Source organism: Paraburkholderia sp. LEh10, from assembly GCF_017814945.1.
Classification (GTDB): Bacteria; Pseudomonadota; Gammaproteobacteria; order Burkholderiales; family Burkholderiaceae; genus Paraburkholderia.
This window is the reverse complement of the sequence record NZ_JAGIPX010000064.1, coordinates 23,499-45,058: the sequence shown is the minus strand read 5'-3', so window position 1 is coordinate 45,058 and position 21,560 is coordinate 23,499. Positions and strand designations below refer to the sequence as shown.

Here is a 21,560-nt window from a genome sequence, read left to right as displayed (position 1 = left end):
TTCGGCATGAACGTCGCCGTCTTGCCGTACGTGTGCGCGACGTTGTGGATGATGTACTTCAGTTGCTGCGTCCAGTCGGCGCGCTGAACCAGCGTCGAGAATTTCGTGCCGATTTCGTTCTGGCCCTGGCCCGCCACTTCGTGGTGGTGAACCTCAACAGGAATGCCGATCTGTTCGAGCAGCAAGCAAATCTCCGAACGGATGTCCTGGAACTTGTCGACAGGTGCGACGGGGAAATAGCCGCCCTTCGTGCCCGGACGGTGACCCGTGTTGCCGCCTTCGAATTCCTTGCCCGACGACCACGGTGCTTCTTCCGAACCGATCTTGACGAAGCAGCCCGACTGGTCCGTGTTCCACTGGACCGAGTCGAAAATGAAGAATTCCGGCTCCGGGCCGAAGAAGGCCGTATCGCCGAGACCCGTGCTCTTCAGGTAGGCTTCGGCGCGCTTCGCGAGCGAGCGCGGGTCGCGCTCGTAGCCCTTGCCGTCAGCCGGTTCGACGACGTCGCAGGTCAGCACCAGGGTCGACTCTCCATAGAACGGATCGATGAAGGCGGTGTTCGCGTCCGGCACGAGCAGCATGTCTGACGCCTCGATGCCCTTCCAGCCGGCAATTGAGGAACCGTCAAAGGCATGGCCGCTCCTGAACTTCTCTTCGTCGAACGCCGACACCGGCACCGAAACGTGTTGCTCCTTGCCGCGTGTGTCTGTAAAGCGGAGATCGATGAAATTTATCTTGTCATCGGTGATCCATTTCATAACCGACGAGATCATGACTATCCTTGAATGTGTTCAAAAATCTCCGCTACGGCGAGATGCCCGCTGCGCTGGGCGTCGTCGAACGGAGTGTTTCCCCATCTGTCTTTTGCGTCGCGTTTCCCGCCGTTCTGCAAGATGTATTGCACCGAAGCAGCCTGGCCCTCGGACGCCGCGAGATGCAGTGCGGTTCGCCCGTCGTAATCGGCGCCGTTGATATCGACACCCGATGCGATGAGTCTTTGGATTTCTTTCGTGTCCCCCTTCGCCGCCGCCCAGCACAAGTCCACGACTCGTGCGTTCCTGACCGATACCTTGCGGCGAGTCGGATCTACTTTTTCCCCCTCAGCGCCCGTCACAATGTCGAAGTTGTGAAACGAATATTTCGACATCAGCAACTTGCAAAACTCGATGCCTCTGACACTATTGCCATGCTCGTCAAGTGGCGGCGACCAGACGCAAAAGCCCAGAACTTCGGGAACCACAACCATGATTCCGCCGCCGACGCCCGATTTCGCCGGCACACCGATCAAGAACGCGAACTCGCCGGAAAAGTCATACATGCCGCACGAATGCATGAGCGAGAGGCAGTTCTTGACCGTTTCGATCGAAAACACCCGCTCATTCGTCAGCGGGTTGACGCCGCCGTTGGCAAGGGTGGCGGCAGCAATGGCCATCGATTCGCATGTCATTTCCACCGAGCAGCACTGGAAATAGAAGTCCAGCGTTGCCGAGATACCCGTGTTCTTCGGGAACGCCGCGTTCTCCCGAAGGAAATACGCCAGTGCGAAATTCCGGTCCGCCGAATCCCGTTCCGAAAGGAATACGGTGTTATTGAACGAAACGTCGCCATCGGCCGTCAGGCGCTTCCAGGTCTCGAGCACATGCGCGAACCGCTCCGACGCGGACTTTTCGCTTTTGATCAGCGAGCAACTGACGATGGCGCCCGCATTGATCATTGGATTGTGCGGGCGCCGTTTTGGGTCCAGCGTGATGGCATTGAAGGAGTGACCGCTCGGCTCACGGCCGATGTGTGCGTGCAATGCCTGCGGCCCCACTTCCTCGGAGGCAAGGCAATAGCTCACTGTCTTCGAAATGGACTGGATGCTGAACGGATCCTTCGCATCGCCGTAGTGCACGCGTTGCCCGTCGACGCTGCATATGCCGAGTCCGAACTTTTCGGCGGGGACACTTGCCAGCTCGGGGATATAGGCCGCGACTTTCCCGTCGACCACGTTCGCCGCTTCCTGAAAGATGAGTGCGATCGACCTGCAGAATTCGTCCCAATCCGGAATCACGAGTGAGTCCTCTGCCACACGACGGATAAGGCTGGGGTTGAGGGCAAACAGTTCGTTGAATTCGCTAGAGGTTGCGATGGATCGTGCGTTCTTGTCCTGACCCATGCGATCGAATATTTCCCTCGCGCGCGGGTCATCGCTCAAAATACCTGCGGCGCGCAATCGTTCCGTAAGACCTTGGACGGGTAGCTCGGTCTGCCCCGCTTCCAGAAAGAGCTTGTAGAGCCCATGGTCCGGTGATTCCGTCAACTTTCGTGACGGTTGCGACGCTTGCGACGCGGGGTCCGGACCAGGATCGGATTCAGGTCGCTGTGACCGCCGACTGGCAACGATGGATGCTTTGTTCATGGCTGGCTCCATCAAACGACGTGTTCGCCGTGAAGCGCAATATCGATCCCTTTGCGTTCCTCTTCCTCCGTAACACGTAGGCCCACGACCATGTCGACGATCTTCAACAGGATGAAGCTCACGCAGCCGCTGTAGACCAATGTGAATAGTATGCCCTTCGACTGCAGCAGCAGGCTGCCGTCCGCGCCGCCGATGTCCTTGACGGCGAACACACCCGTCAGGATCGCGCCGACGATACCGCCGATGCAGTGCACGCCGAACGGGTCGAGCGAATCGTCGTAGCCCATCTTGTGCTTGAGCCACGTGGCCGACCAGAAGCACACCACGCCCGCGATCAGGCCGATGGCGAGCGCGCCGCCCACGCCGACGAAGCCCGAAGCCGGCGTAATGGCAACCAGACCTGCCAGAGCGCCCGACACGATGCCGAGCACCGAAGGCTTACCCTTCGCGATCCATTCGGCAAACATCCAGCCCAGTGCGGCCATGGCCGTTGCAACCTGCGTCGTCATCATCGCGAAACCGGCACGGCCGTCAGCGGCCACTGCCGAACCCGCGTTGAAGCCGAACCAGCCAACCCACAACATCGACGCACCGATCATCGTCAGCACGAGGTTGTGCGGCGCCATCGAGTCCTTGCCGTAGCCGGTACGCTTGCCGAGCACCAGACAGCAGACGAGGCCCGCGATACCCGCGTTGATGTGCACCACCGTGCCGCCCGCGAAGTCGAGGATGCCCGCGCTAGCCAGCCAGCCCGTCGGTTCCCAGACCATGTGCGCGATCGGCGAATAGACGATGATCGACCACAGCGTCATGAAGATCAGCATTGCGGAAAACTTCATGCGGTCCGCGAACGCGCCGGTAATCAGCGCCGGCGTGATGATCGCGAACGTCATCTGGTAGACGAAGTAGACCGATTCCGGGATGGTCGGCGCAAGGTGGCTGACGGTGAGCGTCGTCGCCTTGTCGCCCTTGATATAGGCCATGCCGTGCAGCATCACGCGCGAGAAGCCGCCGACGAACGAGCCGCCTGGCGTGAACGCGAGACTGTAGCCGATCACCGTCCAGATCACCGTCACGATGCAGGTGATCGCGAAGCTCTGCATGACGGTGGCAAGCACGTTCTTCTTGCGAACCATGCCGGCGTAGAAGAGCGCGAGACCGGGGATCGTCATGAACAGCACGAGGGCCGTCGAGGTCAGCATCCAGGCGGCATCGCCCGAGCTGAGCTTCGACGAATCGACGGAAAACGGTGCAGTCGACGCGGCGGGTGGCGCGGCCGCAACGGCCGCAGTGACCGGTGCAGCGGAAGTTTGCGCTCCGGCATCCGAAAACAGGCAATACGCCAGGATAACGAACGACAGGAACACCATCACATCCAGAAGCTTCTTTGCGAACATAGGTACCATCATTTCTCTTTATCCTTCAGTAACGAGTTCAGAGTTTCTGATCCGGACGCCACGGATCACATCCGAAACCAAAATGGAAATGCCGTCCGGCGCGGCCTTGTTGCATACTGCCAAAATCGCCCCAACGATTTCATCGACGATCGTCGCACTGACAACCGTCTCGAGCCTGATCTCCAACGCGTTCTCGAAGACGCACGCTCGCGAACGATCAAACTCCGGGTCCATCTCATCAAGTGACCGTTGTCTCGCTGGGGAAATCGTCATTCCCTTGATACCGATCGGTAAAAGCGTGTCGCGAAGATCGTCCAGCACGTGCTCCGGGATCGTGGCGGTAACGAGTTTCATGAGGTCGTGCCTCAGAGCCGCGCGGCCATTGCTGAATTCCTGTCATCAAGTCTGATTCGACACATGGCTGACCATCTCGCGCGCTTGTAATAGATCGGACGGCATCGGGCATCCATCTCTGCTGCGCGCGAATCGCGGCCAATCGGTGGCCTGCAAATGTGTGCCTCTTTGGCACTCTTGGCAGACTCACTAACAAAACAGTCGATCCCGCGAGTTATTCCATGGTCGAAGCCAAAGATCGACTCTTGGCGAATGGCCGGTACGCTTATCTACGGGTCAATGTCATGCAACCAGAGCGCGGCGTTGTATGCCGCCGACCCGATCATCAAGAACGCCCGAATACGAGCATGACTCCAGGGAAATTCGCCATGCCGATGTCCACTTCTCCGGCTTACCGTGATGGATATGGAAGAAGCACACCCCCAAACTCATCAGACGATGCACAAGTCGACCGGAAAATGGCAATGTGAGGAAGCCACTCAGCGAGCAGAAGTACTACCCGCCACGTCAGATGCTTACCGCTGGCAGGGTTTCGCGGGCGCGTCTAACAGCGCTTCGCCAAAGCAACCCAGAATTCGGCCAGCATCTCCTCGAGCAACCCCTCGACCGGCTCAAAGCTCGTATGGAGCAGGTGCAGTTGGTTATTAAATGTCACGGCACCGACTACTTGCTCCCCAACGACGCCCATACTGACAGCGGGCCCCCACAGTGACTCCAGTTTCAGTGGACCATACTGACGCGGAAGATTGACGACGCCCAGATTCGTCACAACGGCGTCCCTCGGAAACTTGTCGAGAAACAGCGCGCGGGCTTCGTCAGGTTCGCTAATGTTGGCGGCCATGCCGTCTGCGCCAAGCACCATTCCCGCCAGCACCTCGGGCGACTGAATACTCACGAACGCTTGGCCAAGATGACGTGCTCGCGCCCATAGGTTTGCATCGCGGGGACCGTCGTCCACGAGAACGACACCGCCTGTACAAAGGCCAAGATGATCGCTGTCATCAAGCAGCCGTCGCCGCAGGTCGACAGGCGATACGATGCGCATGTATTCCCGATCGACCCCTGGCGCCAGATGTTTCGATGCCATCGCGAGACACGCAGCCAGTGCCGAGTGCACGGTGGTGCCCTCCGCCCGGGCGCGGTTGCGCAAGTCGAGCGTCATGCTTGCCGTCAGAGCTATAGCATCGACAAGTGGCGTTGATCCATCAGCATACCGAAATTTGTTCTCTGCCCACTTCGCCACAGGCGCTTGGTGACTCGCCCATTCTAGTGTCGGCGATTGTGCAAGCATTGGTCCATACCTGCGTCCGATAAGGCGCTTAACCGCGGCGGTCTCCTGGCTCCGCACGAGTTTTTTCCCGGACAGCGCCCGCATTAGATCGCCGAGCAAATACGTTAGAGACAGACCGTCGGCGATAGAATGATGGGCGACAAGAATGATGATCGCGCGGTGCGTCTCGTGAAGTAACGTCGCGCGAAGAAGTGGTGGCTGAAGGTCATCAAATGGAAGCACGATCTGCCCGGCAGCTTCCGCGGTCCAGGCCAAGGGATCATAGGGGACGACGTTCAAGGGAATGGATTTCTGCGGCGCCTGCCGGAAGGCGGGGACGCCATAGATTTCCTGTTCAATTCGTGACCAGATCAGGGGTGAATGCCGCGCAACCCTGTCCAGACTGTCTTGCCATTGATCGACGCTCGTCGGACCAGTGATCTCGCCGACCACCGCGAAGTGATTCGGGTGCTTTTGATTAAGAAGAAAGAATAACTTTTCAAACCCGCCCAATGCACGTTCAGCGCGCTGGGTGAATGACTCTATCATTATGCTCATATCGGTTATACCTTTAGCGTTGGTTGGCCGCGGCGAGCCTCGCCTCGATCCAGCAGAACTGCACGGATCGTGGATGACACTCGGAGGCAACATTGGCACGAAGTATCCGGCTCAAAAACTGTCAATTCCTTCGTAGAACACGCCACTGCATATAAATATTCACCATTGTGTTTTAACGTTGGTCACTGGTTAATGCGACGTTCATTTCCGTGGGGTTTGCGATGTACCTGAAGAATGAAAGAGATGCTATTTTTAGTTTTACCCAATTGGTTTCTCTGCGCGGAATCCGATTGGTGTATAGGTATCCTGAGACGCGGGAATGCAACCCGGGTAGCCGTGGCGCTCGATCGAGCGCATGCGGCGTTCGAGTTCTCCCATATCCCTGCTCGATGCAAGATAGGCCTCCCGGCGACTACGCTCGGTCTTTTCAAACAACTCACCAATTTTCCTGCCAAGACTTGCAAGATTTACTCCATAACGTTGTATTCCTAAATATTACAAATATGATGATCCATACTGTCGCGATGATCTGATCCATCGTTTCACTGCTGTTTTTCTCAATAGAACAGCCGGGGGGCGTGAGTTATTCCACGCCATTGCCGGAAGTGTAAAATCTTCGTTTGATCATGCAATGGCTGTGCGCAAACGCAGCTCATGGAGGCGGCACCCGGTTGTCCTCATACGCATGCGTCCATGCAACAGCCCGGCCCGGCGCGTGACGGAAGACTTGCTCGCCAGATGCTATTTCGTGGCGACGACGTGTGTCGTTTTCATCGCGAAAGAGCATCGGCGAGACCGGCCACGTGCAACACGACGTCGACGATCCGCTGGATGGTCAGGTCCGGGGTCGTTCCGGCCGTCCCCGTGGTTTGCCGCGAAATGAAAGTCTCCGGTGCAATCAGGTTCACCATCACGTTGCACGGTGCGAGGTCGGCGGCCAGTGCACGCGTAGCATGGTCGACGCCTCCGGCCAGCAGCGAAGGAAGCTGCGTTGTGACCTGCTCTCTTCCCTGCATCGCGACGCTGGCCGTCACGCTGACAATGTGCCCGCACCGTCTCGCAGACATATACCGGGCAGCGTGCCGCGAGAGGTATACGAAACCTCGCAACGGTGCGGCGACCATGTATTCAAGGTCTTCATTCGAATAGTCGGCCAGCGGCTTCGCAACAACGCCACTCAAGTTGTTGATTAACACATCGACCCTGCCGAAGCGCTCGATTGCAGTATCGAACAACGTCCGGGTCGCCGCGGGCTTCGCGATGTCGCCCACGACGAACGCAAACTGGCCAGGATGGCCAAGCCTTGCGGATACCCGCATGCGCTCCGGAGTGAGCGCACTGCCCACGACATTGTGTCCGTGCATGAGACATGCGTGCGCGATCGAAAAGCCGATCGCGCTCGATACCTCCGTCACAATGACAGTCCGTTCTCTTGTGTGCATCGCATCTGAACCGATCGCCTTGCCGTCCGTGCCAATTGCTGCGCCCTTGTTGTTGCGCCTTTATTGCTGGGCCGATTTGGCGGCCGCCTTCGAATTGGCGGCGTCGGCCAGTACTTCTTTGTACGTGAACTGGGGATTCGAATGCTCGAATCCATCGATCAACTTGGTCACGAGCTTCACCACATTCGTATCACTCAATGTCGACAGAGTGGAAAATCCATCGTTGCTTTCGTCCGCCGGCATAGCTCCATCTCCCGGCGCGATGGGTGCGCCCCTCGAAAAACAGAACAGCCGGCCCCCGCTATCTATTCCTTCGCAAATCGAGGCTGATGCTTTGACATCGGCCGCATATCAGGCCTTCAGAAGATCTTTCCAATCGGCGAATTTGCTCGGGACATAGCTCACCTTGCCCCAGCTTCCTAAGATCCGCGCGAATCCCGAGTAGCCATTTCCGCACGAGACCGGTCAGCTCGGCCTTGACGAACTTATCCAGTTCGACGCAGCGCGCGCGGGCATCCTCGGTCTTCGGCGTACCGGCCCCGCTCGAGCCCTCCCTTGATATACGTCGCCTGAGCGAGCGGAGGATCGGAACCCTTGTTGACCAGTTGCCGCCAAGCGTCCATCGGGTCGGTCGCGCCAGTGCCTGTCGCCCACGCCATCACGGCGGCACCGAATTTGACGGCCTCTTCGCCGAATTTCGTCGAATTGGCATCGTTCGCGACCAGCGGATGGTCGTCTTGCGTGTCATGCATCAAGCCGATATTGACGTGATCCCGGATTTCCTTGAAGAACGTGTACAAGTATTCGAACCTCACCTTGAGGTTGGCATCGGCTTTTGTGATGTCGCCGCCACTGCCGCCGACCGCATCGAGCTCCCGCCCGCGTTGCGGATCGTCAAGCACGACAATTTCCCGGTAGATATTGGAGATGACTTTGTCGAACGCGTTGAAGACATGATTGCCTTTGGCCATGGTGTGTTCCGTTCAGATTGCCCGGTCGATGTAAAGCGCCGTTCAACGTGCCGGCGCTCGGGATTGAACGATCCGGTCGAGCGATAGATGAGATGAGCACTCAGAGCCAATCGTGAAAATAGCTATCCCTGACCTTGTGCATGGGGAAGTACCAGTTATCTCGCATGAACAGCCTGTTTTGCAGTTTCTGATCCGACGCCTCAGAACGGGCCTGCTCCATGAACATCCGGTTGCGGATCGCGTTGAACCCCGAACTCTCGGCTGCGGCTGTGGGCCCCGTCATTCTGATTGTGGAGCCGCGGAAATCATTCATGTATTCAGTTCGCAGATCGTCGCTCGTCTTGAGCGATTTGAATTTGCTGTGTATGAGCGATTTGTAGGACTTCAAACCACGGCTACCAACGTGGCCCGCAATGATGGAATTGCTGATCGGTGGTGGCTCGTCGCCTGTGATGTTGTTTGCCCACCAGACCGGATTCAGCCAGTCGCTCTCGCCCACGCCGTTACGCCAGGCGAAGTTTACGGCGGAGAAGCGCGGGTAAGACTGGTGGCAAATGATTTCGCCCAGGGGACTGACGCAACTGACGTCGGTATCGACATAGATACCGCCGTATTGAAGAAGAATTTCGACGCGCAGGATGTCGCTGGCTGAACCGAAGTTGGCTCCTCGATTGACCAGTTCCATTCGGTAAATAGCGGAATTCTTACCCATCTTCAGATCGCGTTGCACCTCGCGCAGTTTGAGCTTATGAGCCTTGCAGAAGTCCATGATCGAATTGATGTGCTTGACCCGCAGTCCTTGCAATGCCTCTCCACGCATGTTGAGGTACTTGTCCAGATATCTGATCGTTGCTGAATCGCCCCCATCTGCTCCCAAGCGCCCGGCCACTTCACTCCATTGCTGCGCAGAAACGTTGGCATTGTTTTGCGCGCTGATCTGGCGGCGACGTTCGCCTGTCAGTAACTGATTGGCGTCGATCCACAGATTCACCTCCCAATCCGGGTTCATCCTTGGAAACGTTACGATGCAATCGCGGTTTCGTTGCGGGATATCGCCGCCGATCCAGATAACATGAACGACCTTCGGAATGGCTCTCACGTTTCGAACTCCTTATACGTGTCAATTTCTTTGTATCGCCCCGGCGCGCGACCCGCCGGTTGCGCTACCGCGGAATGCCGGGAATCGCGACGACGGCCGGCGCACACTCGTCGAATCGATACGGAAAATCGCTATCCTCCACGCTCACGCGGACCAGCTCGATCGCGCGGCCGTCGATCATGCGCGCGAGAAACTCACGGCTGATCGACGGCAACATGGTGTTGGTCACAATCGCGTCGATCATCCGGCCACCCGATTCGCTCTCGGTACAGCGTCCGACAACCAGGCGCACGACCGCGTCGTCATAGTCGAACGCCAGGCGATATCGCTCCTCGACACGCCGTCTGATCCGACTCAGCTGCAGCGTGACGATCCGCGCGAGCGGACTCGATCTGGACGCGGGGTGCCCGATTCCGCGCTATGAATTTCTGACTGCTCTGCTTCGATGCCATGCGCGTGGTCCTTTGGGATACAAGAGGTTTCAGGGATTCGACGAAGTCGCGTGACCCAAAACCGGCCGGCCCGCCATGGACTTGTGCCGTTGCGCGACCGCCGTCCACGTTCACAGAACAGCGCAGCTTCGCAATCTATTCCACGTTTCCTCGATCGACTTGCATGGGCTTCCGGTCACGACTGCATCCCCTGCGCAAATCAGAACAACCAGCACGCGGCGAATATTCCGTGGCCCGGATCGGTGAATCGCAGTAAGCGCGATAGGGGACCGCGCATCGCACAGTGGATTCATCGACGCGAGAAGGAATAAATGCGCGAGGGTAGCTGTTGAGTCGGTATCAACGCCTTAGCCGACAGTGGATTCACTGCACCACAGGCGATGACACGTTTAGCAAAAACTTGATCGAATGCTCGCCGGAGCGCCACTTCGGCTCGTGCCGCTCGGCCTTCTGGCGTTCGCCTCGTACGCGCATGCCGACTGGACGCTCGTGAGTGCCGGCACGCCCGTCACCGCTATTCACGCAACGAGCGTGCATCAGATCGACGCCGGTCAGCGTCTTTCGCAGGACGACATCGTCGAGACACCGTCAAGCGGCGTCGTGCAGATCCAGGACGAGAACGGCAATACCGTCGCGCTCGGCCGCGACACGCGCGTGCTGCTGACACGCGATGCGCATGTCGCGTTGCTGCGCGGCTGGGTCAAGGTGCTGCACGCGTGCAGCGTGGCGAACTACGCGACACCCGTCGTCGATACCGAACGCACGCGGTTCACGCCGGCGGATGGCACCGCGCTGGTCATCGCCGCGGCGCCGCCCGGCTATGACAGCGCGGACGCGGTATTCTGCGAAAGCGGCTCGCCCAAGGTGCTAGCATTCGGCAAGTCGCGCAGCAAACCGGTCGAAGGCCGGATCGACGCACATCAGTTCGCTCTGCGTGCGAAAGCGAACGAGACGATCTCTGTTTCCGAAAGGCCCGATCCGAAGTTCGTCGCGGCGATGCCGGTCACGTTTCGTGACGCGCTGCGCCCGCTCCCCTCGCCGGCGAACATCCGCAATCTCCCGACCCACGACCTGCGCCCGGTGACCTACGACGACGTGTCTGACTGGCTCGGCAGTGCGCTCGCCGTCCGGACCGACCCGGCGACGCGCTTCACCGGTCGCTTCCGCGCGCGCCTTGCGGATCCGGTATTCCGCCGCGATGTGAGGCAGCACATTCGCGAGTTGCCCGAGTGGCGACCGCTCGCGTTTCCATAGCCGCGGCCGATGTCGCGCGCCGCGATTCTCGCGGTGCCTTCCGCTCACCCATCGATATCTGCTCGCCCATGAAGTGCAACGTCTGCATGAGACCGAAATCGACCGAACCGTTTGCGTTGACATGTACCGCATCGGGGCGATCGCGCGACTCCCGCCACGCGACCGCGCGCAAAATCGGCGGACTCATATGCCGTAGGCGGCGGCATCGTCAAAGGAATCCGCGCGCGGGTTCTTGCCATCCATACTGCAGCGCGACGCCCACAACGACGCCTGTCGGGACGGGCAACGATCTGGCATTCGACAGTACGAAACGACCTTGGAACGCCAGTTCGTCGAAACCCGCAACCCAGTTGGCTGGGATTTTCTGAACTACTTCTTGACGTCGTCCGGGTTGTACGTGACGTACATCTTCGTATAGCCCTTCGTATTGAAGGTGCCACTCCACCCTTTGGGGATCGTTACCGCTTCCCCCGCATGGACTGTCACAACGGAGCCGTCCGTGGAGGTCAGCGTGGCGCCGCCGGAAATGAAGTAAAGAAACTCGTTGTACGGGTAGTCCTTGTCGACCTCGTTCAGCGGGCCGGATTGGTACAGCCCCGTTTGAAATCCGGCGTCTTTCGATGTAAACGTGACGATGTCCGTTGTCGCATTGCCATCCTTCGTCTCATGCACGGCGTCCTTGCGTTGAAAGATCGAGCCGTGGATTTCAGGCTTCGTCACCTTGATCGGCTTGATGACGTCCGCCTGCGCGTGCACTGCGACGATGGAAAGGGCGCCAAACGCCAAAGCGGCACGCGTGGAGGCGATTCGATGCGTCCAATGTGTTCTCATACGCGATCCGGAATGTGAATATTGAAGAGATACTGCAACGAATGAAAAACCCAGCCCCGAGGGGCGGGGAATCTAAGAACGTCTCGCTTAAAACAGCGCGAACTAACTAATGATCTGAAAACGCTTCGCACACGCTATGTCGGCAAGCTCGCGCTGCGGATTATGTAACGGTCGTGGGCTCATTCCAAACCGACATGCGCGTGGTTCAAACGAAGGTGTTACATTTTCGAAACGCCGAATTCCATTGCCAGCGCCGCTCCGTTGATTTCCCGTGTAACCCAGAATCGACGTCTTCTGAACCACGCCCCGAAACATATCATCGCATCCTCGGCCCGCCGCGCCCCGACGTGGATGTGCGCCTTGCGTTTGTGTGCAAGAGATTAGCGCCGAAACTAGCAGGCCGACATTCCTTCCTGTACACCCGCGTTTGGAATTCGATTCATATATCCATCCGTTTCTCGATTTTACGAAGCGTTGGCATCCACTTTTTAGCCGACATCATAACGCATGAGGCTCTACTTAACGCACCTGTCAATACTTGGTGGGACATCAAGAAATGTATTCACTTGCGATACAACAGCCGGTTGTGCTGAAAGAGCAAATCGTGACTTGAGTTCGGATAAAGGCTCAACTGTGCGGCCGGAATATGCTCGAACAATGCGTAGGAATTGGCCGTCGGTACCATCGTGTCGTTGTTATCGCTCACAACAAGAACTGGCTGTGAAATCTCTTCTAGTTCGGCGTAATTCTGCGCCGCACTCTACCCCAGCCGATAATCGCTTTCAGTTGAGCTTGTGTGGTCTGATCTGATACCGGTGCCTCGGGGTGCACCTTATGGTGGTCAATACGCTTCATGAAGCCGGCGCCGGCCGCGCGTCCTTCGTCTGAATCTGGACCCGTTAGTTCGATGAAATCTGCGGGTTGACTACCGCGTTACAGTGTTGGAAGGAACGTAGACGCGCCACGCGTGTCTACGTCAACGCCCTGCTCACGGAGCACTGTCGACAGATTTTCGGCTTCGCCGACCCGGCGCGAAATGCGCGCCGATTGCCTGCCGCGCGCGCGATAGTCGGCTCATCACGGTTCCAATTGGCACGTTCAGAACCTGAGCGGCTTCCTCATAACTCAAGCCCTCCACAGCGACGAGCAGCATCACTGCGCGTTGAGCCTCTGGCAGTCGCATCACCGCATCGATAATCTGCCTGTTCATCAAGAACTGCTCCGGCGTCCTCATCGACTGATCGGTGACGTTCTGCACCTCGCCATCGTCCCATTCCACACTGGAACGCTCGCGCACATTGCGCGCTTGCAGTTCGTTGATCCAGGTCGTGTGGACGATTGAAAACATCCAGCTAAGAGGCGCAGTGTCCGGCTGCAATTGATGCTCTCGCTCTAGCGCCCGTATGCACGCACGCTGCACCAGATCCTCCGCGTCGTGCCTGTCGCGAGCAAGGCGCAGCGCAAATGCAAACAGGCGTGGCAGCATCGAAGGAAGCATTCCATGTAAATCCGCGCTGCTCATCCGCTGCAATTCCACATTGGTACCCAGCGCGTCGCACACTTCGCACGCGTGCGTTGTAAGGACGTTAGTGTGATGTGAGGGCCGCAGCAGCGCGAGAAACGAAATACTGAAAGTGTCTTGAGCATGTGTACGTCCACCCGAAGGGCCGTTCAGGGCCGGCTAGCAACGAATGTGTCGGCGCTAGCCCTGGCGGGACACTGACTGCTCGTCGCGCGCGGGCTCGGTTCATTCGGACATCACCTCAGGCCGGACGATCGAACGTGCCAGGACTTGAGTGCGTCGCCTTCCAGCTTTCGGTGCGCTCCGTCGTCGCCCGCGCCAGCGCATATTTGACGCCTTGTACATCGAAATCGCCCGTATAGACAGGCGAGCCGGGCTGCTGCCTCCATGAGTCAGCGATCGTGCCTGCGTCTACTGGATCGAAGCCGATCTGATCGACGAGTCTGAACACGACTTCCTTCGCCTCCGGGTTGTCGCCTGCCACGGGCAGCGCGATGCGTCCCGACATGCCAGCGGGCTTGCCCATCCCTTCGAGGTGCGCGGCGTAGATGTTGTTGAACGCCTTGACGACGGCGTGGCCGATCTGCTCCTCAACCCAGCGGCTTTCGGGCGCGCCCATCTCGATGCCGTCGATGCGCCCATCACGTTGACGAGGGTAATAGTTCCCCGTATCCACGACGACAGCTGACGGCTTTGCGTTCTCGAACAGACCTTTCGGCAAATTCGTCACCTTGGCTTGCGGAATCGTCACGACGATCACGTCCGCGTCCGCGACGATATCCTGCACGTCGCTTGCCGTCGCGCCTGTTTCCTTCGCAATCTCCCTCAACGATCCCGCTCCGCGCGAGTTCGCGATACGCACGGCATGCCCGTTTTCGACGAAACGGCGTGCGAGCACCTTGCCGATGTTTCCCGCTCCGATGATGCTGATATTCATGACGACCTCTTGAAAATGAACGAGCCGCGCGCCGCGCTGGAACCTTCAGGCGATGGAATAGCCCGCGTCCGCAAGCAGCGCATGACCGGACACATACGACGAGTCGTCGGATGCGAGGAACGCGACGACCGTCGCCATTTCCTCGGCGGAACCGAAGCGGCCCGCCGGCGTGCTGGCTGCAAACGCATGCTGCGCTTCGACCGACGGCCAGATGCCACGATGATGGAACGGCGTCTCGATCAGCCCCGGACATAGGGCATTGACGCGCACGCCGCGCCTGAACCATTCGATCGATGCCGTCTTCGTGATTCCGATCACCGCATGCTTCGTGCCTGTATAGAGTGACGCGTTTTCGAAGCCGATCACACCCCCCATCGACGCATTGTTGATAATGCTTCCAAAGCCCTGTTTCAGCATGACTTCCGCTTCATATTTCATGCTGTTGAAAACGCCACGCACGTTTGGTTCGAACACCATGTCAAAGCGTTCCTTGTTCTGTTCGACGAGCGGCGCAAAAATGCCTTCCGTGCCTGCGTTGTTGAACGCGATGTCAAGCTTGCCGTAAGTATCGACCGCAAGCCTCACCATCGCGGCAATGTCGTCCTCTTTCGTCACATCGACGACGAGCGAGGTCGCGTCGCTGCCCGCCGCCGTGATCGCGGCCACGACTTCGTCCAGTTCGGTTCGACGCCGCGCCGTGGCAATCACTTTCGCACCTCGTTGCGCGAGCAGGATCGCCGTTGCCTTGCCAATGCCAGAACTCGCGCCCGTAACGAGCGCGACCTTTCCTTCCAGTTGACGGAAATGGCCGCTATTTTTCGAGGCATCTGATGCGTTCATGATGATCTCCAGTTGAGTCGCGGCTAACCGCATGCAATGCATTATGCGCAGGACCGATGTCGAAGAGAACGGCCAGACGGGGCATTCAGAATTCCCTCACCAGGAATAATTGCAGCGGCGTTCTGCTGCGCTAAGATGCGTCGATGGCATCGACCGCATCGACGGACAGAAAACCGGCAGACCATGGACAACCAGATCGAACTCATCCGTATCTTCACCGCAGCGACGCAATCGGACAGTTTCCGCGAGACGGCGAGCCGCCTCGGCACGTCGCCTCAGGTCGTCACACGTGCAATCCAGCAACTCGAAGAAAGGCTGGGTGAAACGCTCTTTCATCGCAGCACGCGCAGCGTGCGCATCACGACGTTCGGGAAGACCTTTGCCGTGCGTGCGTACGCGCTTCTGCAGTCGGTCGACGAACTGTTCGAGGTGAACAGCGATCAGACGGGTTCAATCAGCGGCACGGTGCGCGTCACCGCGCCGGGCGGACTCGGCAGGCGCTATGTCGCTCCGGTGCTGATGCAACTGATGGAAGAGCAGCCTGGGATTGTGATCGACATGCGCCTGTCGGATACGCTGTCGTCCGTCGTCGACGAGCAGATCGATATCGGCGTGCGCGCCGGCTTCATCACGGATGGCCGCTTCATCGCGCGGCGCGTCGGCGCGCTGCCGATTCATACTGTTGCGGCACCGCGACTGCTCGATACGATCGGCGTCCCGAAGAGCGTCGATGCATTGCTCGGCATGCCGCTGACCGCGCTAATCGAGCGCAGCACCGGCCGTGCATGGCCATGGACGTTTCGCCATAACCGTCAGCTCGTCCCGCCGCTCCCGGCACTCGTCACCGACGATCCCGAGATTGAAGTGCTCGGCTGTATAGCAGCGCGCGGGATCAGCCAGTGCCCAGAGTACCTCGTGCGCGAACAACTGGCGGACGGCCGGCTCGTACGGGTGCTACCGCGCAGCGATCCCGATCCATGGAATCTCTATGTCTACCGGCCGCAGCGCGGTCCCGTGCCCAAGCGTGTGCGGAACGTGTTTGACGCGTTGGTCAGAGCACTTGCGATGACGGCCTGCACGAGTTGACTGGCACCTGTCTTATCGATGCGCACCACCGCTACGCACGCGCGTGTCACACTTCCGAAAGATGCGCCGCGGCCTTCGAGTTTGGCCGCGGGCATGCGCGCCACTGCGCCACGGCCGCTAGCAGATCACAGGAATCCACCGGAACAGCAGCTATAGCGATTGATGCAACGACGCCAAATACCATAGGGCCGCCAACTTCTGCCTGACGCGGTTGGCTCAGTTGGACCCTCTACGGCCGCTCAGGTCATCTTGACGGCATTTGCTGCTGCGGATGTGTTTCAGACGTTCACGCGCCCCCAGCATCCCCGATGCACGACGATCTCCTAAAAGTGTATGCCTGCGACAAAGCGCGGGTTATCACGGCAACGGGCACATCGGAGTGGCGGATCTGGCGATCGAGTCAATCGGTCGGCTTTCTGGATGTGACGAATGGAGTCTCGATAGTTTGTGTTTGCGGAGCGAATTCGATCAGTGCACAGCAGCCCTCATTTCGCATCGCATGCTGAACCCACTCAATCAGAGAAGTTCAGCGCGCGAATTCGTCCTTCAAACATCTGATAGCGTCGAAAGTCTCCCGCATCAGCAATGCCACGAGTTCCGCGGCGGGCATTGCTCGTGCGAGCTGTACGGCCGCTCCGGCCCATCGGACATCAAAGTCCGAACTGCCATGCGCTTTCGCTGCGCCAATTAGTGCTCTGGTGGCCTCAAAAGCGATTGGGAATTCGGGAATCGGCGGACAGGCCGGATCTTGTCCAAGACGCATGAAAGCGCTGTCAATACCGCGGGCGAGTCTTCCAGAAACCGCCTTGGTGAACACAGTGCGGCTCTGACGGTCGAGCAACGCGGCTCGATCGGCTGCACTGGCCGCGGACTCGTCGGTAACGACAAACGCGGTGCCAAGCTGAGCGGCCTGAGCACCTAACGCAAGCATGGCGGCAATGCCTGCGCCGTCCACGATTCCGCCCGCCGCAACGATTGGCAATGCACTTTCGCGCGCGAGTAATCGGACCAACGTCGCCGTCCCTAGCAGTTCGTCCGCGGCCGCAGGATCGAATGTACCTCGGTGGCCTCCCGCTTCCGAACCCTGAGCAACGATTGCGTCGATACGCGCATCTGCGATCCGCGCCGCATCGTCGAGGTTTGTTGCCGTCGCAAACAGCACGATTCCGGCTTCGCGCAATGCTGTGATAGCCGCGGGCTCGGGCAGTCCGAAGTGACAGCTGACCACGGCTGGCCGCTCCTCGAGCAGCATCGCCAAAACGGCTTCATCGTCGATGAATGTCGAGAAGGTGTCGCGCAACGTATCGGGCGGCCGCGACTGAAAGCGCGCAAAGTGCGGCTTGAGGTATTCGAGCCAACGTGCTTCCCGGGATGGATCGGATACCGCCCGTTTGTGGCAGAACACATTGACGTTGAATGGTTTGTCGGTGAGCGCACGCGTCGCACGGATTACTACGCGTGCGTCCTCTGCTTTCATCCCGCCTATGCCGACAGATCCGAGCGCGCCCGCATTGGATACGGCCGCGGCCATCGCGGGGGTGGCCCAACCGAGCATTGGCGCCTGAATGACCGGCATCTTGATCTTGAGCGTCGCCAGCAGGTTTCGTGACACGATTGAGGAGTTCATTCGTCTCGCTCCCGATATAAATTTGCACCATTAACGGCTCTTTGGCCTTCGCACTAACTGTGCAACGATCCGAGTATGACAACGCGCACAAAAACGAAGCGATGGACGTAGTCGCGAATTGTCAGGACCGGCACGCCATCAAGCGCAGTTCCGGTGTAAGAGCATGGGGCAACCGGCGCCTGGGCGCCAACGGTCTTTACACACTGCAGCAGCCCAGCGAAACCAGGGCGAGCGCGACACACACAACTGTGGCTCGAAACCCACAGCACAGCGGGATGCACGTAAGGCGCTTGATCGCACAGCCGCACATACCGTATGGCCGAGAGCACACAGCTCTATGCCAGTGCGCGCAAGCCGAAATGGAAGCTGGCAACGGCTGGACGCTCCTCCAACAGCATTGGCTGCATTGCGTCGCCATCGAGGAAGCTTGTACAAAGCCACAGCCGCAGCTCATTCAACGGCCCACGTAAAAGCCGGCATGCTGCCGATTGGATCTACATTGCTCCGTCCGATGCTCCTAGGGTGCAAGGTTGATCTTAGGCGCACGAGCGGTCCGCGTTTTCAGCCAAGGCGAATTGCGGTCCGCAATAGCGAAGCCCAATGGAGCGCTGAACCATCGAGTTATCATGTGCGGTGGCGGCCTCGTTCCGTACACTTGCTGCTGGCCTTGCGCCTAACTTGAATCGTGATCTGCAGCGGCCGGGCTAGTGTCAAACATCGCAACGTCGACGTCCCCATTCATGTAGCGGACCGTGTGCATTCCCATGGCGCCCGGGCTGACAAATCCGAGTCGCGTCACGTGCGTCTTCTTATACGAAGTTCTTAGATAAACCACGTATATCTTCTCGCCAGCCGGTCGACAATGTAACGCTTGTGTACCTCGAGTACCCGAAAAGGAAGGCAGTCAGACGGCTATGCAGACGGGTCGACGAAGGCAAAAGCTTCTCGCGCGCTGCCGACGAGATCGAGAAGCAGCGGCTTGAGCGAAGATCGGACCTCGCGCTGGGAGTATTCGTCAGTCGCGTAGCTGATGTTGAAGACGTACGGCGGCAAATGCTTCAGGCCAAGAGGTGACGCAATTGACGTGATTCCCATCTGCCAGGACACTGAGCAATAGCCCTCTCGATCAATCTCTGCAAGAGACCGATTGATTTCGGCAAGAATTTTTGTCCAATCGTCCGGGTGCCGCTCTTGCATCGAGATTTCCAGCGCGGCTCGATCTGTCGCGGACAGCGTAAAGAGATAAGCCCTGCCGAGCGATGTGAGTTCAATGGGCACACGAGAACCGCTTGCGACATGCCGGGAAAGCTCACGCCTGTTCCGGCGCACAGACTCCAGATACACCATGTCTGTCCGGTCCGCGACGGCGAGTCCGACATTGATGCAATGGTCTTCCGCCATCTTTCGCATTATTGGCAAAGCGTGGTCGAGCACATCGGAGTCGAGGCGAAAAGCGTGCGCAAGACTGAGCACGACTGCCGCCAGGCGGTAGCTGGCGCTCTCCATGTCGTAGTAGAGAAAGCCGCTCTCGACCAGCGTCTGCGTCAGGCGGCTGACGGTCGAGCGTGCGAGACCCGTTCGCTCGGCAAGCTCCGCGTTTCCGAGGCGCCCGATACCCGGTCGAAAAGCGCGAAAAATCAATAGGGCGCGCTGGACCGATCGGTTCAATGGTGAAAGTCGTGTTTCGATAGGACGAGTCGGCATCAGTGCGCCCCGCGCGGATGTGGAACAAGGTCGAGCGGCGACGTCGCGGAGGCATCGCTCGTCCATCAATTCCATGGAGTGGAATACAAGGGTATCGAAAGCCGAACCGCTTGCGCACAATCATCGCAGATGAAGTCCCCGACGGCTCGAACGTCTCGCGTTGCGATATCGGGCACTATCGACGTAGTCGTTGTGGTCAACGTAGTGCCAACAATCCTGTTTCGATGGAAACCATGAATACACGTCAGTACTTTGACTATATCATCGTCGGCGCCGGTTCCGCCGGATGCGTCCTCGCGGCCCGACTCAGTGAGAATCCGGATATCCAGGTCGCCCTGATCGAGGCCGGCGGACAAGACGACGCTCCCGAAATCAGCATGCCCGTCGCCTTCCCCTCTCTGTTCAAAACCCAATATGACTGGGACTTCTCGACAGAACCCGAACAAGGCTTGGCTGGCAGAAGGATCTACCTGCCCCGTGGCAAGACCTTGGGCGGAAGTTCGTCAATTAACGTCATGATTTATATCCGCGGCAACCCCGTTGATTTCGATGACTGGGCGCAGCACGAAGGCGCGCCAGGATGGTCGTACCGCGAGATGCTGCCGTACTTTATCCGATCCGAGAACAATGAACGAGGCCGGTCTCCCTATCACGGCGATGCCGGACCTCTCGCCGTGCAGGATGGGCGCTCCCTGCATCCTATCGTAGACCACCTGATTGAAGCGGGCATACGCGCAGGCCATCGCCCCAATGACGATTTTAACGGCGCTTCGCAACTGGGAGTGGGCCGCTATCAACTGACCCAGCGCAACGGCATTCGATGCAGTACCGCATCGGCCTATCTCCACCCCATAAAAGATCGAAAGAATCTCCACATCTTCACAGATAGCCTCGTACACAAGGTACAGTTTCACGGTGTCCGCGCGACGGGCGTTTCCTTTCAGCGATACGACGAGTACAGAACGCTGACCGCGGAAACGGAAGTCATCCTCGCGGCAGGTGCTTACGCTTCACCGCAAATTCTGATGTTGTCGGGCATCGGGCCAGCCGAAGAACTAGGTTCGCTGGGCATTTCCGCGATTGTCGATCTTCCGGTCGGCAGCAACCTGCAGGATCACCTGCTGCTTCCGATCTGCTACCTAACCGACGAGCGATCGCTGTTCGGTGCCGGTTCGCCTGAAGACGCGGCAATCTATCAGCAAGGTCGTGGGCCACTGACTTCAAATATCGGAGAAGGAGGCGTATTCCTCTCGACCTCTGGTGACACGCGCGTACCCGACTGCCAACTCATACTGGGCGCGGCGATGTTCCACGACGAAGGACTCTCGGCGCCTTTCGATCACGCCTATGCTGCGACGGTAACCGCACTGAAACCAACGAGTCGTGGGAAGGTGTCGTTGCGATCGGCGCGCCCCGACGCCAAGCCGCGCATTCACCACAACTATCTGTCAACGGAGGAAGATCGCACATCGATGATTGGCGGTGTGCGTCGGGCGGTGGAATTGCTGGGACAAAACAATCTCGCCGGACTGCGCCGCGCGCCGTTCTCCGTTCCCATGTCCGACGCGTACGACGACATCGCGGAGTTCATCGCTCAACATACCGGCTCGTGTTTTCACCCGACAAGTTCGTGCGCGATCGGTCGGGTTGTTGACACGACTCTCCAGGTTCTCGGCACTGAAGGGTTGCGAGTAGTGGATGCCTCGGTGATGCCGTCAGTCGTTAGGGGTAACACCAATGCAGCCGTCATCGCCATCGCGGAGAAAGCTGCTGATCTGGTGCTTGGAAAACCCACGGCTTGATCACCCTGAGATC

At 58.7% G+C, this 21,560-nt stretch carries 20 protein-coding genes and 1 pseudogene; 3 read left to right on the top strand and 18 right to left on the bottom strand.

Annotated features, from left to right (window positions below):
- From J8I87_RS35095 to J8I87_RS35045, 11 genes are all read right to left on the bottom strand, one after another.
- A partial coding sequence (locus J8I87_RS35095; protein WP_209936890.1) for a glutamine synthetase beta-grasp domain-containing protein occupies positions 1–773 on the bottom strand: 773 nt, incomplete at its 3' end.
- Positions 774–775: 2 nt separating this feature from the next.
- A complete protein-coding gene (glsA, locus tag J8I87_RS35090) occupies positions 776–2,401 on the bottom strand; it encodes a glutaminase A (protein WP_209936889.1) in 1,626 nt (541 codons plus the stop codon).
- Between the two features lie 11 nt (positions 2,402–2,412).
- On the bottom strand, positions 2,413–3,771 hold the full coding sequence (locus J8I87_RS35085; protein WP_280923130.1) for an ammonium transporter: 1,359 nt from the start codon (positions 3,769–3,771) through the stop codon (positions 2,413–2,415).
- A gap of 45 nt (positions 3,772–3,816) precedes the next feature.
- Positions 3,817–4,152, bottom strand: a complete 336-nt coding sequence (locus tag J8I87_RS35080) for a P-II family nitrogen regulator (protein WP_209936888.1) — start codon at positions 4,150–4,152, stop codon at positions 3,817–3,819.
- A gap of 544 nt (positions 4,153–4,696) precedes the next feature.
- Positions 4,697–5,980 carry a phthiocerol/phthiodiolone dimycocerosyl transferase family protein gene (locus J8I87_RS35075; RefSeq protein ID WP_209936887.1) on the bottom strand — a complete coding sequence of 428 codons (1,284 nt, stop codon included), beginning with the start codon at positions 5,978–5,980 and terminating at the stop codon, positions 4,697–4,699.
- 258 nt (positions 5,981–6,238) lie between these two features.
- Positions 6,239–6,424 carry a DUF3563 family protein gene (locus J8I87_RS45825; protein WP_209936892.1) on the bottom strand — a complete coding sequence of 62 codons (186 nt, stop codon included), beginning with the start codon at positions 6,422–6,424 and terminating at the stop codon, positions 6,239–6,241.
- A gap of 326 nt (positions 6,425–6,750) precedes the next feature.
- Entirely contained in the window at positions 6,751–7,422 is a 672-nt protein-coding gene (locus J8I87_RS35065) for an SDR family NAD(P)-dependent oxidoreductase (protein ID WP_280923129.1), read from the bottom strand.
- A 60-nt stretch (positions 7,423–7,482) separates the two neighbouring features.
- On the bottom strand, positions 7,483–7,665 hold the full coding sequence (locus tag J8I87_RS35060; RefSeq protein WP_209936884.1) for a hypothetical protein: 183 nt from the start codon (positions 7,663–7,665) through the stop codon (positions 7,483–7,485).
- A gap of 242 nt (positions 7,666–7,907) precedes the next feature.
- The gene (locus tag J8I87_RS35055) at positions 7,908–8,393 is read right to left on the bottom strand and encodes a hypothetical protein (protein ID WP_209936883.1); all 486 of its coding nucleotides are present in this window, start codon (positions 8,391–8,393) and stop codon (positions 7,908–7,910) included.
- A 100-nt stretch (positions 8,394–8,493) separates the two neighbouring features.
- Positions 8,494–9,492 carry a TcdA/TcdB catalytic glycosyltransferase domain-containing protein gene (locus J8I87_RS35050; protein ID WP_209936882.1) on the bottom strand — a complete coding sequence of 333 codons (999 nt, stop codon included), beginning with the start codon at positions 9,490–9,492 and terminating at the stop codon, positions 8,494–8,496.
- Between the two features lie 64 nt (positions 9,493–9,556).
- Positions 9,557–9,865: a hypothetical protein gene (locus J8I87_RS35045; RefSeq protein ID WP_313067797.1), complete on the bottom strand. Its 309-nt coding sequence runs from the start codon at positions 9,863–9,865 to the stop codon at positions 9,557–9,559.
- A gap of 679 nt (positions 9,866–10,544) precedes the next feature.
- Here J8I87_RS35045 and J8I87_RS35040 point away from each other — a divergent pair.
- A complete protein-coding gene (locus J8I87_RS35040; RefSeq protein WP_209936881.1) occupies positions 10,545–11,198 on the top strand; it encodes a hypothetical protein in 654 nt (217 codons plus the stop codon).
- A gap of 82 nt (positions 11,199–11,280) precedes the next feature.
- Here the strand turns inward: J8I87_RS35040 and J8I87_RS46445 are convergent.
- The 5 genes and pseudogenes from J8I87_RS46445 to J8I87_RS35015 all read right to left on the bottom strand — a co-directional run.
- Positions 11,281–11,441, bottom strand: a pseudogene (locus tag J8I87_RS46445) (transglycosylase SLT domain-containing protein); the annotation flags it as partial.
- Positions 11,442–11,567: 126 nt separating this feature from the next.
- Positions 11,568–12,029 carry a cupin domain-containing protein gene (locus J8I87_RS35030; RefSeq protein ID WP_209936880.1) on the bottom strand — a complete coding sequence of 154 codons (462 nt, stop codon included), beginning with the start codon at positions 12,027–12,029 and terminating at the stop codon, positions 11,568–11,570.
- A gap of 988 nt (positions 12,030–13,017) precedes the next feature.
- Positions 13,018–13,551 (bottom strand): RNA polymerase sigma factor, encoded by a 534-nt coding sequence (locus J8I87_RS35025; protein WP_209936891.1) that lies wholly within the window; start codon positions 13,549–13,551, stop codon positions 13,018–13,020.
- A gap of 241 nt (positions 13,552–13,792) precedes the next feature.
- Positions 13,793–14,488 carry an NADPH-dependent F420 reductase gene (locus J8I87_RS35020; RefSeq protein ID WP_209936879.1) on the bottom strand — a complete coding sequence of 232 codons (696 nt, stop codon included), beginning with the start codon at positions 14,486–14,488 and terminating at the stop codon, positions 13,793–13,795.
- Between the two features lie 45 nt (positions 14,489–14,533).
- Positions 14,534–15,328 (bottom strand): SDR family NAD(P)-dependent oxidoreductase, encoded by a 795-nt coding sequence (locus J8I87_RS35015; protein WP_209936877.1) that lies wholly within the window; start codon positions 15,326–15,328, stop codon positions 14,534–14,536.
- A 183-nt stretch (positions 15,329–15,511) separates the two neighbouring features.
- On the opposite strand from J8I87_RS35015, the gene J8I87_RS35010 reads away from it, so the two are divergent.
- On the top strand, positions 15,512–16,414 hold the full coding sequence (locus tag J8I87_RS35010; RefSeq protein WP_209936876.1) for a LysR family transcriptional regulator: 903 nt from the start codon (positions 15,512–15,514) through the stop codon (positions 16,412–16,414).
- 526 nt (positions 16,415–16,940) lie between these two features.
- On the opposite strand, the gene J8I87_RS35005 is transcribed toward J8I87_RS35010, so the two are convergent.
- Both J8I87_RS35005 and J8I87_RS35000 read right to left on the bottom strand, forming a co-directional pair.
- Positions 16,941–18,041, bottom strand: a complete 1,101-nt coding sequence (locus J8I87_RS35005) for a nitronate monooxygenase family protein (protein ID WP_209936875.1) — start codon at positions 18,039–18,041, stop codon at positions 16,941–16,943.
- A 912-nt stretch (positions 18,042–18,953) separates the two neighbouring features.
- Positions 18,954–19,709, bottom strand: coding sequence for an IclR family transcriptional regulator (locus J8I87_RS35000; protein WP_209936874.1), 756 nt, complete (start codon positions 19,707–19,709; stop codon positions 18,954–18,956).
- A gap of 146 nt (positions 19,710–19,855) precedes the next feature.
- Between J8I87_RS35000 and J8I87_RS34995 the strand changes: the two genes are divergently transcribed.
- A complete protein-coding gene (locus J8I87_RS34995; protein WP_209936873.1) occupies positions 19,856–21,547 on the top strand; it encodes a GMC family oxidoreductase in 1,692 nt (563 codons plus the stop codon).
- Positions 21,548–21,560: the final 13 nt, after the last annotated feature.